Here is a 13,499-nt window from a genome sequence, read left to right on the forward strand (position 1 = left end):
ATGGGGCGGTGCGGTTGACAGTTTCATAGTGTTTCGGTGGTCATAGCGTGAGGGAAACGCCCGGTTACATTCCGAACCCGGAAGCTAAGCCTCACAGCGCCGATGGTACTGCAGGGGGGACCCTGTGGGAGAGTAGGACGCCGCCGAACAATCTTTGAATACCAGATAACCCCCATCCGATTCGTCGGACGGGGGTTATCTGCGTTTGCCACCGAGGCGTTACCCTCTCATCCAGCAGTTCGGCTCGGCGGAGAGGCACAGGGCGTTGCAGAATCTGACCCTTTCGTGGCAGAGCGCCGGCGGCACCGGCGCCGCGCTGCTGGCCGCCGCCTACGTCGTCCACCGGGCCGCGCCCCGTCGTACCTCCGTGGTGGCCGTCCTGCGGGAGGCCGGCACGCTCCTGGCGCTGTTCGGGCTCTGGCAACTGGTCGGTCAGCTCTCCCTGATGAGCACGAATCACGCGCTGGACCGCGCCGAGTGGATCCATCACACCGAGCTGAGACTCGGCCTGCCGGACGAGGCGTCCTGGCAGCAGGCGATCACCCCGTACCCGCTGCTGGTGCGGCTGGCCAACTACTACTACGCGAGCATGCATTTCGCCGCGATGATCGCGCTGCTGGCCTGGGTCTTCCTCCGGCACCGCGCGCGGTACGCGTGGGTGCGGACCACCGTGGTGCTGGTGACAGCGGCCTGCCTGCTGATCCAGTTCATCCCGGTTGCCCCGCCCCGCCTGCTGCCTGACAGCGGCTTCGTCGATGTCGCCGCGGAGTACGGCCAGTCCGTCTACACCGCGGGGTTCGGCGGGGTGCGAGCGGACGAGCTGTCCGCGATGCCGTCCGTCCATGTCGCCTGGTGCGTGCTGGTGGCGGTCGCGGTGATCAGGATCGCTCGGTCGCCCTGGCGCTGGCTGATCCTGCTGCACCCGTTGCTGACCATCGCCGTCGTCGTGGTGACGGCCAACCACTTCTGGGCCGATGGCCTGGTCGCCGTCTGGCTGCTGCTGCTGGCGTACGCCGCGCAGTACGGCTGGCAGCGCGCGCGGGCGCGCGCCGGGTCCGCCGGGCGGGCAGAGGCGACGGCGCGGCCGTGGGGGGACCAGCCCGCCACCCGTCGCTAACCGGTTGGGTGAGCGGCACCTCCGCCGAGGTGCCGCCCACCCAACCGTGGTGCGGTCAGCTGATCACTTCACCGGCAGTGCCGCGCGTCCCCAGCCACTGTTGGTCAGGGCCGCCGTGGCCCAGTACCAGCTGATCAGACCCGAGACGGCCGCGACCCAGCCGGCGGCCTTCACCAGACCGTCCGAGCCCGCGAAGGTGCCGATCGCGGCGAGCAGCAGGGAGATCGTCAGCAGACCGTAGACGCCCCGGCTGAACAGCCCGGAGTGCCAGCTCGCCGCTGCGAGAGTGAGCGCCAGCAGGGTCCAGACCAGCAGGAACAGGCCGGCCGCGTGCTTTCCGCCCCCGCCGGCGCCGACTCCGGCCGCCCAGGTGAGCCAGAAGGCGCCCAGGCCCGCGAAGGCCGTGCCGCCGAAGGTGTCGCCGGAGCGGAACTGCCAGAGGCCGGCGATGAACAGGGCGATCCCGCCGACGAAGTGCGCGAGGCCGGCCGCGTGGGCTGTGCTGGTGCCGCTGAGGACGCCGGTCTGCAGCACCCCGTAGGAGAGAAGGGTCAGGCCGAGTGCGAGGTAACCGAGTGGACCCGCGTCCAGTGCCGCGGATCGGGCGTCGGCCCCGGTAGCTTCATTGCTCACCGGAGGCTCCTTTCACGCTGTGTGAGGTCATGACGAGGTGAGCGCCCGCGCAGGGAAAGCGGCCCTGGCGAGGGCGCGAGGATTCGCGTGTGTGAGGGGGGAGACGGTGCTGACAGCGTCGGCGGGTTTCGACAACCGCCGCTGTGCCGCGCCGGTGCGGCCTGGTGGACCCAGGGCGTAGGCGGCAGCGGCCTGAAGGCGTCCCCGCAGCTCAGAGCCGCCGGGACGGGGGTTCGCCGGGGGACTCCCCGGTCAGCTGGGTTCTACCCGGCCTGGAGTCGCTTGTACCCTTGTGAATCGCTGAATTTGTTGGTTTGTCAGCTGAGTTGCGATCAGTCCTGACCGGCTGCTGATCAGCCCTGTCGCTGGATCGGTACGCGCAGGGCGATGATCGCCATATCGTCGGACGGCGGCTCGGGTGCGAACCGCTCCACGGCCCGCTGCACCCGTGCAGCCACCGCGCCGGCCGTCAGCCCGGTACAGCCGCTCAGCACCTGGGCGAGGCCGTCCTCGCCCAGCATCCGCTGGCCCTCGCGGCGCTCCGTCACGCCGTCGGTGACGCAGAGCAGGACCTCGCCCGGCAGCAGCACCACCTTCTCGGCGGTCAGCTCCAGGTCGTCGAGCACCCCGAGCAGCGGCTGCGGGGTCGCGGCGCTGCTGACCTGCCCGTCGACCTGGAGCCGCAGCGGCAGCGGGTGCCCGGCGCAGACCAGGCTGAGCTCGGTGCAGCCGTCCGGGCGGGGCGTCAACTCGCCGTACAGCAGGGTGAGGAAGCGGCTGCGGCTGCCCTCGTCGAGGATCGCCGCGTTGAGCCGGGTGAGCACCTGCGGGGCGTCCAGGCCCTCGCGGGCGAGCAGGCGCAGCGAGTGGCGGGCCAGGCCGGTGACCGAGGCGGCCTCCGGTCCGGTGCCGCAGACGTCGCCGATCGCGAAGCCGTACGTTCCCTCGCGGATCGAGAAGAGGTCGTAGAAGTCGCCGCCGACCTCGTTGCCCTCGCCCGCCGCCTGGTAGTAGACCTCCACCTCGACGCCGGGGATCTTCGGCAGCTCGGGCGGCAGCAGGCTGCGCTGCAGCGCCTGGCTGGTGGCGTTGCGCTCCGAGTAGAGCCGCGAGTTGTCCAGCGCCAGGGCCGCCCGGCGGGACAGGTCCTCGGCGAGTTCCAGGATCTCCTGGCGGAACCGCACCCCGGCCGAGGTGCCGAGCACCAGCAGTCCGATCACCCGGTTGCGGGCGGAGAGCGGCAGCACGACGGTCTCGCCGATCAGCCCGGGCGGCTCGGCGGCGGTCAGCGCCGAGGCCGGGCCGGCCCAGCTGGTGGCGCCCGGCGTGGCGACCGCCTCGGGCTTGGTGGTGCGCTTCAGCAGCGCTCGCAGCGGGTCGATCCGCTCCTCGTCCTCGTGCAGGACGAAGGCGAGTTGGGCCGTGCGGCTCTGCTCGGCCGTGGTGTAGACCGCGCACCAGGCGGCCAGCGTCGGCACCGCCATCTGGGCCATCAGGGCGAGCGTCTGCTCGTGCTCCAGGGTGCCGGCCAGCAGGTCGGAGGCCTCGACCAGGAAGGAGAGCGAGCCGCGCCGCAGCCGCTCCAACTCGGCCAGCCGGGCGTTCTCCACGGAGAGCGCGATCCGGTCGGCGGCGAACTGCAGGCGCAGCGCCTGGTCGTTGTCGTAGTGGTGGGGGCGGCTGGAGGCGACGCCCAGCGAGCCGGTCAGCCGGCCCTCGACCTTGAGCGGCACGGTGATCAGCGAGCGCAGTCCGGTGCCGCTGAGCAGCGGGACGGAGCCGGGCCGGATGTCCAGGTCCTCGTGGACGGCGGGCAGCCGGGCCGAGTCGTAGCGGCCGTGGCCGCCGTCGACCGGGATCTTGGCGAAGCGCTGGCGGTTGGCCGGCAGCCCGGTGGAGGCGCGGACCTCGAACTCGCTCTCGTCCTCGGTGGTCAGCAGCAGGTAGGCGGCGTCGCCGTCCAGCAGGTCGCGGGTGCGCTCGACGGTGCGCTGCAGCAGCGCGGCCAGGTCGTCCGCCCGCACGCCGTCCGCGAGCAGGTCCAGCGGCTCGACGGCCGCCGCGGCGGGCCCGGGTGCGGTGGGCCGCTGCGGCGCGCAGAGCACCGCGCGGTCGCGCTCGCGGACCATCAGGCAGAGCGTGGACGGAGTGCCGGTGGCGTCCAGCACGCGGACCTGCGAGCCGTAGACCTCGATGGCTCGCTGGTCGGCTCGGCGGACCGCGAAGGTGCCCTCCCAGCGGGCCAGCCGCAGGGTGTCGGCGAGCCCGCTCGCCGTCCCCGCGCTCTGCGGCCAGACCACCCGCTCCGCCCAGGGCGCGCCGAGCACCTGGTCGGCCGGGTGCTGGAAGAGGCCCTCGGCGTCGGCGTTCCAGGCGCGGACGATCCCGTCGCTGTCGACCTGGACCACCGCCACCAGCACCGGCCCGTCGGTGCTCGGCAGCACCTCGCCGGGCGCCTGCGGCAGCGCGTACCGGGTGCCGGGCGAGCTGCGCTGCAGCGGGAGCCGGAACCACACGGTCTTCTGCCCGGCGGTGTACTCCACGCCCCACCGGCTGGAGAGTGCCGAGCACATCAGCAGGCCGCGCCCGCCCTCGCCCTCGGCGTCGGCGAAGTGCTCGGAGACCGCGTCGTCGCTCGGTGAGCCGGAGAAGGAGGGCAGACCGCGTTCGGGGTGCCGGTCGGTGACCCCGATCTGCACCGAGTCCTCCTCGCGCAGGCAGCTCACCTCGGCGGCTGTCCCGGCGTGGACGACCGCGTTGGTGACCAGTTCGCTGACCAGGACGACCGCGTCGTCGACGACCTCGGGCAGCCCCCAGCCCAGCAGCGCGTCGCGGACGAACCGGCGCGCGGCGGAGGCCGACCGGCCGTCCGGGTCGAAGGTGGCGGCTGCGCGCGCGGTGACCACGGGCGACTTCTCCTCTTGTCGGGGTACGGCTGCCGGGCACCTGGGGTTCACCGGCGCGGGATTTCGGGTCCCGGTGGGTCAGGCCAGGGCGAGGTGCAGCGCTCCACCCTACTTTCCGCGAGGTTTCCCCGGGGGCCAGGGGCGCCGAAACAGGCTCCAGAGGGTGATTCTGCCCACCTCGGGGTACCCGCACCCGTGTCAAGCCTGGGTAACCGGCCTTACACGGTCGGTCGGTGCTGTCAGACTGGGGGATCCGCAGTACTCCGTGCCGCTGCGCAGGCGTGCGGGAGCCAGTCGCGATGTGTGTGGGAGGGTCCAGTTGAGTTCGGCCACCAAGGACGCTGCCGGGCAGGGCACCACCACGGGCCAGAAGCCCCCGGCGGTGCGCGGCGGCCGGTCGACACCGGCGCCGCGAAGCGGGGCGGGCCGCCGCCCTGCCCACAACCGGGGCGCGGAGCCCGCCGAACTGCGCAAGCTGCTGGGCGCGCTGACCGCGATGCGGGACGGCAACTTCCGGCGCCGGCTCACGGTGCCGGGTGACGGCCCGATGGCCGAGATCGCCGCGATGTTCAACGAGGTGGCCGAGCGCAACCAGCACCTGACCGGTGAGTTGGCCCGGGTACGGCGCGCGGTCGGCCGCGAGGGGCGGTTGACGGCTCGGCTGGAGAACGGCGCGGGCGAGGGCGCCTGGGCCTCGGCGGTGGACAACGGCAACGCGCTGATCGACGACCTGGCCCGCCCGATGGCCGAGGTCGGCCGGGTGCTGGCCTCGATCGCCGAGGGCGACCTCGACCAGCGGATGGAGTTGCGCTCGATCCATCCGGACGGTGGCAGCCACCCGCTGCGCGGTGAGTTCCTCAAGGTCGGCCGGACCGTCAACGGCCTGGTGGACCAACTCTCCGAGTTCACCGACGAGGTGACCCGGGTGGCCATCGAGGTGGGCACCGAGGGCAAGCTCGGCGGTCAGGCCCGGGTGCGCAGCATGTCCGGTAGCTGGAAGGACCTCGCCGACTCGGTCAACACGATGGCCGGCCGGCTGACCGCGCAGGTCCGCAACATCGCCGAGGTGACCACCGCGGTCGCCAAGGGCGACCTGTCGCACAAGGTCACCGTCGATGTCGCCGGCGAGATGCTGGAGCTGAAGAACACCGTCAACACGATGGTGGACCAGCTGAACTCCTTTGCCGCGCAGGTGACGCGGGTGGCGCGGGATGTGGGGACCGAGGGTCGGCTCGGTGGTCAGGCGCAGGTGCCCGGGGTCGCGGGGGTGTGGCGTGATCTGACCGACTCGGTGAACTTCATGGCCAACAACCTGACCGATCAGGTGCGCAATATCGCGCAGGTGACGACGGCGGTGGCCCGCGGTGACCTGTCGCAGAAGATCGAGGTGGACGCCCGGGGCGAGATCCTCGAACTCAAGAACACCATCAACACCATGGTCGACCAGCTCTCGGCCTTTGCCGCGCAGGTGACGCGGGTGGCGCGGGATGTGGGGACCGAGGGTCGGCTCGGTGGTCAGGCGCAGGTGCCCGGGGTCGCGGGGGTGTGGCGTGATCTGACCGACTCGGTGAACTTCATGGCCAACAACCTGACCGATCAGGTGCGCAATATCGCGCAGGTGACGACGGCGGTGGCCCGCGGTGACCTGTCGCAGAAGATCCAGGTGGACGCCCGGGGCGAGATCCTCGAACTCAAGAACACCATGAACACCATGGTCGACCAGCTCTCCGCCTTCGCGGACGAGGTCACCCGGGTCGCCCGGGACGTCGGCACCGAGGGCATCCTCGGCGGTCAGGCCAGCGTGCCGGGGGTCTCCGGCACCTGGAAGGACCTGACCAACAGCGTCAACCTGATGGCCAACAACCTGACCAGCCAGGTCCGCAACATCGCCGAGGTGACCACGGCGGTGGCGCTCGGGGACGTCTCCAAGAAGATCACCGTCGACGCGCGCGGCGAGATCCTGGAGCTGGTGACCACCGTCAACACGATGGTCGACCAGCTGAGCGCCTTCGCGGACGAGGTCACCCGGGTCGCCCGCGAGGTCGGTACCGAGGGCATCCTCGGCGGTCAGGCCCGGGTGCGCGGGGTGTCGGGCATCTGGAAGGACCTGACCGACAACGTCAACTTCATGGCGTCCAATCTGACCAGCCAGGTCCGCAACATCGCCGAGGTGGCGACCGCGGTGGCCCGCGGCGACCTCTCCAAGAAGATCACCATCGAGGCGCAGGGCGAGGTCGCGGCGCTGGCCGGCACCCTCAACACGATGGTCGACCAGCTGAACGCCTTCGCCGTCGAGGTGACGCGCGTCGCCCGCGAGGTCGGCACCGACGGCATCCTGGGCGGCCAGGCCGGCGTTCCGGGCGTGGCCGGCATCTGGAAGGACCTGACCGACAACGTCAACCAGATGGCCAACAACCTGACCGGGCAGGTCCGCAACATCGCCCTGGTGATCACGGCGGTGGCCCGCGGCGACCTCTCGCAGAAGATCGACGTCGACGCGCGCGGCGAGATCCTGGAGCTCAAGACCAGCATCAACACCATGGTCGACCAGCTGAGCGCCTTCGCGGACGAGGTCACCCGCGTCGCCCGCGAGGTGGGCACCGACGGGCGGCTCGGCGGCCAGGCCCGGGTTCCGGGGGTGGACGGCACCTGGCAGGACCTGACCGAGTCGGTCAACGAACTGGCCAACAACCTGACCAGGCAGGTCCGCGCGATCGCCCAGGTCGCCACCGCGGTGACCCGCGGCGACCTGTCCCTGCGGATCGACGTGGACGCGTCCGGCGAGCTCGACGAGCTCAAGGACAACATCAACCAGATGATCGCCAACCTGCGCGAGACCACGCGGACCAACCAGGAGCAGGACTGGCACAAGACCAACATGGCCCGGTTCTCCGGCCTGTTGCAGGGCCGGCGTGATCTGGAGGCGGTCGCCTCGCTGATCATGACCGAGCTGACGCCGGTGGTCTCCGCCCAGCACGGCGCCTTCTTCCTCGCCCAACCGGCCGGCCGGACCGCCGAGATGATCACCGAGGACGACGACGAGAGCGACACCATCCTTCGTCTGATCGGTAGTTACGGCTACCAGCGGCGCGCCATGCCGACCACCTTCCGGCCGGGCGAGTCGCTGGTGGGCCAGGCGGCGGTGGAGAAGCGTCCGATCAGCCTGACCGAGACGCCGCCCGGCTACCTGCGGATCGCCTCCGGGCTCGGCGAGGCCGCGCCCGCGCATGTGGTGGTGCTCCCGGTGCTCTTCGAGGGACGGCTGCTCGGCGTGATCGAGCTGGCCACCTTCGCCTCGTTCACCACCGTGGTGATGGACTTCCTGAACCAGATCGCCGACCTGATCGGCGTCACGGTGAACACCATCAGCGTCAACACCAAGACCGAGGGCCTGCTCCTGGAGTCGCAGCGGCTGACCGCCGAACTCTCGATGCGGTCGGCCGAGTTGGAGGCCCGTCAGGAGGAGCTGGAGCGCACCAACGAGGAGCTCCAGGAGAAGGCCGAGCAACTCGCCCAGCAGAACCGCGACATTGAGATCAAGAACAGCGAGATCGAGGAGGCGCGCAAGGTCCTGGAGGAGCGTGCCGAGCAGCTCGCGCTCGCCTCGCGCTACAAGAGCGAGTTCCTCGCCAACATGTCGCACGAGCTGCGCACCCCGCTCAACTCGCTGCTGATCCTGGCCAAGTTGCTCTCCGACAACAACGAGGGCAACCTCTCGCCCAAGCAGGTCGAGTTCGCCGACACCATCCACGGCGCCGGCTCCGACCTGCTCCAGCTGATCAACGACATCCTCGACCTCTCCAAGGTCGAGGCCGGCAAGATGGACGTCCGCCCGGCGAAGATCGCGCTCGTCCAGCTGACCGACTACGTCGAGGCCGCGTTCCGGCCGATGACCGCGGACAAGAGCCTGGACTTCACGGTCACCGTCTCGCCCCAACTCCCGGCCACCCTGCACACCGACGAGCAGCGGCTCCAGCAGGTGCTGCGCAACCTGCTCTCCAACGCGGTGAAGTTCACCGACACCGGCGCCGTCGACCTGGTGATCGAGCCGGCCGGTCCGGACGTGCCGCAGCATGTGCGCGAGCAGCTGCTGGAGTCCGGTCAGATCAACGACCCGGATGCCGCGCTGGTGGCCTTCTCGGTGACCGACACCGGGATCGGCGTCCCCGGCAACAAGCTGCGGGAGATCTTCGAGGCCTTCAAGCAGGCGGACGGCGGCATCAGCCGCAAGTACGCCGGTACCGGCCTGGGGCTCTCGATCAGCCGGGAGATCGCCCGCCTGCTCGGCGGCGAGATCCACGCCGAGAGCGAGCTGGGCGTGGGCAGCACCTTCACGCTCTACCTCCCGCTGCGCTCCGAGGCGCCGGGCATCTCGCTGGAGCGGACGCCCTCGCCGGCGCTGCCCGCGCTGCCCGCTGCGCCCGGTACGATCCGCGCCTCGGTCGGGGTGACGCCCACCGGCCTGCCGGTGCCGGTCGGCACCAACCCGGCCGACCACTGGGCCCAGGAGGTCCGCGAACTCGCCCAGGAGCGCCGCCGGGACGCCGCCGAGCGCCGGCGGGCGGCCGCCGACCCGGCGCCGCGGGTCCGTACCGACGAGGTGCGGGTGCCCAGGGCGGGGGTCGGCCCGCAGTTCCAGGGCCGCTTCGACGGCGAGCAGGTGCTGATCGTCGACGACGACATCCGCAACGTCTTCGCGCTGACCAGCGTGCTGGAGCAGTACGGGCTGACGGTGCTGTACGCCGAGAACGGCCGCGAGGGCATCGAGGTGCTGGAGCAGCACGAGGAGGTCGCGCTGGTGCTGATGGACATCATGATGCCGGAGATGGACGGCTACGCGACCACCGAGGCGATCCGGCGGATGCCGCAGTTCGCCGGCCTGCCGATCATCGCGCTGACGGCCAAGGCGATGAAGGGCGACCGGGAGAAGAGCATCGAGGCCGGCGCCTCGGACCATGTGACCAAGCCGGTGGACACCGACCATCTGCTCGGGGTGATGCGCCAGTGGCTGGGGGAGCGTTAGGGGGAGCGCGCCGGATCCCGGCCTCACTGGCGGGCCCGGCCGGGAACCCGCTAGGGTCACTCATCGTTGCGAACAGTAACCGGGTGGCGACGGTCCGCAGGTTCGCGGCGGCGTTACCGGGGCCGCAGGGTTCCGGTGGGGTGTGCCGTGATCGGTGACAGTGATGCGTGCGATAGGGCTGGGCAAGGGGGTGCGGCTAGCATGACCGGGTCAGTGGTGGGCGGTGCACGGGTGCTTCCGCTCGGCAAACAGGGCGGATACGCGACAGGAGGGCGGGTCGGAGTGCAGAAAGCGAAGATCCTCCTGGTCGATGACCGGCCGGAGAACCTGCTGGCCCTGGAGGCCATCCTCTCCGCGCTCGACCAGACGCTGGTCCGCGCCGTCTCCGGTGAGGAGGCGCTCAAGGCGCTGCTCACCGACGAGTTCGCGGTGATCCTGCTGGACGTTCAGATGCCCGGGATGGACGGCTTCGAGACGGCCGCCCACATCAAGCGCCGCGAGCGCACCCGGGACATCCCGATCATCTTCCTGACCGCGATCAACCACGGGCCGCACCACACCTTCCGCGGCTACGCGGCCGGCGCGGTGGACTACATCTCCAAGCCCTTCGACCCGTGGGTGCTGCGCGCCAAGGTCTCGGTCTTCGTCGACCTCTATGTGAAGAACTGCCAGCTGAAGGAGCAGGCCGCGCTGCTGCGCCTGCAGCTCGAGGACGGCCGGCAGGGCCGCGAGTCGGCCGAGCCGCTGCTCGCCGAGCTCTCCGCGCGCCTCGCCGCGGTCGAGGACCAGGCCGAGGCGCTCACCAAGCAGCTGGACGACTCGCCGGAGGCCGCTGCCGCCGTCGCCGCCGGGCAGTTGGAGCGCAAGCTGACCGCCGTGCGGGCCGTGCTGGAGGCGCTGCGCCCGGGTGCCGCCGGGAACTGATCGATCTTCATCCGTTCCTCCTGACGGGTGATATCGCGCGCCGCTGACGGTGTGTCGACCTGCCGGAGCGACACGCCAGGGGCATTGCGGTCGGTCACATGTCCAGCGCCGGAGGCCGCCGGTAGGCTCTGGTGCCATGGCCACACGTACGCCCGGCAGCGCGGCACGCACCCCGAGTCCGGGACCGTCGAAGAAGGCCGCCCCAGCGAAGAGGACGACGGCGAAGAAGCCCGCCGCCAAGGCCCCGGCGAAGGCGCCGGCCAAGGCCCCGGCGAAGAAGGCTGCGACCCCGAAACCCGCCGCCAGGAGGCCGGCTGCTGCCAAGCCGCCGGCCGCGCCGGCGCCCGCCCATCGGCCACCGATACTCTTCCGGGCCGCCCGGGCCTGCTGGCTGGGCCTGGCGCACAGCGTCGGCGCGGTCTTCCGTGGCTTCGGCGACGGCGCCAAGGGGCTGCACCCGGTGCACCGCAAGGACGGGCAGGCGCTGCTGCTGCTGGCGCTCGCCCTGGTGACCGCGGCCGGCACCTGGTTCAGCCCGCAGGGCTGGCTGGGCGCCGTCGCCACCAGCGTGGTCAGCGGCCTGTTCGGGCGTCTGGACGTGCTGGTCCCGCTGCTGTTCGCCGCCGTCGCGGTGCGCCTGATGCGCCATCCGGAACTGCCGGAGGCCAACGGACGGGTTGCCATCGGCCTGACCACCCTGGTGCTCGGCATCCTCGGCCTGGTGCACATCGGCTGCGGCGCGCCGGGGATGCAGAGCGGCGCCACCCGGATCCGGCACGCCGGCGGCATCCTCGGCTGGGCGGTCTCCACCCCGATGATGGCCGCCGCCGGTCCGCCGCTGGCCGTCCCGCTGCTGCTGCTGCTGGCCTTCTTCGGCGTGCTGGTGGTCACCGCCACGCCCGTCAACCGGATCCCCGAGCGGCTGCGCCAGGCCGGCGAGCGGCTGGGCATCGTCGAAGGCGCCGAGCCGGACGACCTGGACGGGCTGGACGAGGGGTACGGCACCGGAGAGCAGGAGTACTCCACCGAGCCGCCGGAGGACGCCGACCCCGACGCCCTGCCGTACACGGTGGAGGACACCGAGGACGAGGTCGGCGCCCGCCGTCGCCGCCGCGGCCGCCGCAAGCAGGTGGACGAGCCCGAGTTGGAGCCGGCCGTCCCCGACATGTTCGTCAAGGACCCGTTCCAGACCCGCGACATCGCCGCCGGGGTCGCCGCCGACCTGCAGGGCGCCCTGCAGTACGGCGTGCCCGCCTCGCCCGCGGTGGCCAGCATGATGCACCAGGTGCAGGACCGGACCGCGCCGCCGGAGGAGCCCGCGGTGCCGCCCGCCCGCACCCCCGCGGCCGCCGAGCCGCCGGAGCACACCCCGGCCGCCGACCGGATGGAGCAGCTCCAGTTCCCGGCCGAGGCGGTCAACGGCTACCGGCTGCCCTCGCTCGACCTGCTGGAGCGCGGCGCCCCGGGCAAGACCCGCAGCAAGCTCAACGACGACGTGGTGGCCCAGCTGACCGGCGTCTTCGGCGAGTTCAAGGTGGACGCCAGGGTCACCGGCTTCACCCGCGGCCCGACGGTCACCCGCTACGAGGTCGAGCTCGGCCCGGCCGTCAAGGTCGAGCGGATCACCGCGCTGGCGAAGAACATCGCCTACGCGGTGGCCAGCGCGGACGTCCGGATCATCAGCCCGATCCCCGGCAAGTCGGCGGTCGGCATCGAGATCCCCAACCTGGACCGCGAGATGGTCAACCTCGGCGACCTGCTGCGCTCGCGCTCGGCCGCCGAGGACACCCACCCGATGGTGGTCGGCATGGGCAAGGACGTCGAGGGCCACACGGTGCTCGCCAACCTGGCCAAGATGCCGCACATCCTGGTCGCCGGAGCCACCGGCGCCGGCAAGTCCTCCTGCATCAACTGCCTGATCACCTCCATCCTGGCCCGGGCCACCCCGGAGGAGGTCAAGATGGTGCTGGTGGACCCCAAGCGGGTCGAGTTGACGGCCTATGAGGGCATCCCGCACCTGATCACCCCGATCATCACCAACCCGAAGAAGGCGGCCGAGGCGCTGCAGTGGGTGGTCCGCGAGATGGACCAGCGCTACGACGACCTGGCGGCGTTCGGCTTCCGGCACGTGGACGACTTCAACGCGGCGGTCAAGGCCGGCCGGATCACCCCGCCGCTGGGCAGCGAGCGGGTCCTGACGCCGTATCCGTACCTGCTGGTGATCGTCGACGAGCTGGCCGACCTGATGATGGTCGCCCCCCGGGACGTCGAGGACTCGGTGGTCCGGATCACCCAGCTGGCCCGCGCGGCCGGCATCCACCTGGTGCTCGCCACCCAGCGGCCCTCGGTGGACGTGGTGACCGGTCTGATCAAGGCCAATGTGCCGTCCCGGCTCGCTTTCGCGACCTCCGCGATGACCGACTCCCGGGTCATCCTGGACCAGCCCGGCGCGGAGAAGCTGATCGGCAAGGGCGACGCGCTCTTCCTGCCGATGGGCGCCAGCAAGCCGGTCCGGATGCAGGGCGCCTTTGTCACCGAGGCCGAGATCGCGGCGGTCGTCCAGCACTGCAAGGACCAGCTGACGGCCTCCTACCGGGACGACGTCACGGTGGGCGGCGGCCCCAAGAAGGAGATCGACGAGGAGATCGGCGACGACCTCGACCTGCTGATCCAGGCCGCCGAGCTGGTGGTCTCCACCCAGTTCGGCTCGACCTCGATGCTGCAGCGCAAGCTGCGGGTCGGCTTCGCCAAGGCCGGGCGCCTGATGGACCTGATGGAGTCGCGCGGCATCGTGGGCCCCAGCGAGGGCTCCAAGGCGCGCGATGTGCTGGTCACGCCGGACGAACTGGACGGGGTCCTGGCCGTGATCCGCGGTTGACGCCCCCTTACGAGGGGT

Annotated in this window: 6 protein-coding genes and 1 rRNA gene; 5 read left to right on the forward strand and 2 right to left on the reverse strand. The window is 71.3% G+C overall.

Annotation, left to right across the window (positions count from 1 at the left end):
• The first annotated feature begins 32 nt into the window (after nt 1-32).
• A 5S ribosomal RNA gene (gene rrf, locus P3T34_RS26500) occupies nt 33-149 on the forward strand.
• Between the two features lie 116 nt (nt 150-265).
• Nucleotides 266-1,117, forward strand: coding sequence for a phosphatase PAP2 family protein (locus tag P3T34_RS26505; RefSeq protein WP_280668539.1), 852 nt, complete (start codon nt 266-268; stop codon nt 1,115-1,117).
• 63 nt (nt 1,118-1,180) lie between these two features.
• Here the strand turns inward: P3T34_RS26505 and P3T34_RS26510 are convergent, their stop codons facing one another.
• On the reverse strand, nt 1,181-1,750 hold the full coding sequence (locus P3T34_RS26510; protein ID WP_280668540.1) for an acetate uptake transporter: 570 nt from the start codon (nt 1,748-1,750) through the stop codon (nt 1,181-1,183).
• Between the two features lie 353 nt (nt 1,751-2,103).
• Nucleotides 2,104-4,656, reverse strand: a complete 2,553-nt coding sequence (locus tag P3T34_RS26515; protein ID WP_348534688.1) for a SpoIIE family protein phosphatase — start codon at nt 4,654-4,656, stop codon at nt 2,104-2,106.
• A gap of 496 nt (nt 4,657-5,152) precedes the next feature.
• On the opposite strand from P3T34_RS26515, the gene P3T34_RS26520 reads away from it, so the two are divergent.
• The 3 genes from P3T34_RS26520 to P3T34_RS26530 all read left to right on the forward strand — a co-directional run bounded on the left by P3T34_RS26520 (nt 5,153) and on the right by P3T34_RS26530 (nt 13,481).
• Nucleotides 5,153-9,679: a hybrid sensor histidine kinase/response regulator gene (locus tag P3T34_RS26520; protein WP_280672409.1), complete on the forward strand. Its 4,527-nt coding sequence runs from the start codon at nt 5,153-5,155 to the stop codon at nt 9,677-9,679.
• 282 nt (nt 9,680-9,961) lie between these two features.
• A complete protein-coding gene (locus P3T34_RS26525) occupies nt 9,962-10,603 on the forward strand; it encodes a response regulator (RefSeq protein WP_280668542.1) in 642 nt (213 codons plus the stop codon).
• A 136-nt stretch (nt 10,604-10,739) separates the two neighbouring features.
• Nucleotides 10,740-13,481, forward strand: coding sequence for a DNA translocase FtsK (locus tag P3T34_RS26530; protein ID WP_280668543.1), 2,742 nt, complete (start codon nt 10,740-10,742; stop codon nt 13,479-13,481).
• The last annotated feature ends 18 nt before the right edge of the window (nt 13,482-13,499 follow it).

It is taken from the genome of Kitasatospora sp. MAP12-44 (assembly GCF_029892095.1).
In the GTDB taxonomy this organism is placed as follows: domain Bacteria; phylum Actinomycetota; class Actinomycetes; order Streptomycetales; family Streptomycetaceae; genus Kitasatospora.

Bases quoted from the DNA above. Each gene is read 5' to 3' on its own strand.
- P3T34_RS26530 (WP_280668543.1), top strand. From the start codon at position 10,740: ATGGCCACACGTACGCCCGGCAGCGCGGCACGCACCCCGAGTCCGGGA.
- P3T34_RS26520 (WP_280672409.1), top strand. From the start codon at position 5,153: ATGCGGGACGGCAACTTCCGGCGCCGGCTCACGGTGCCGGGTGACGGC.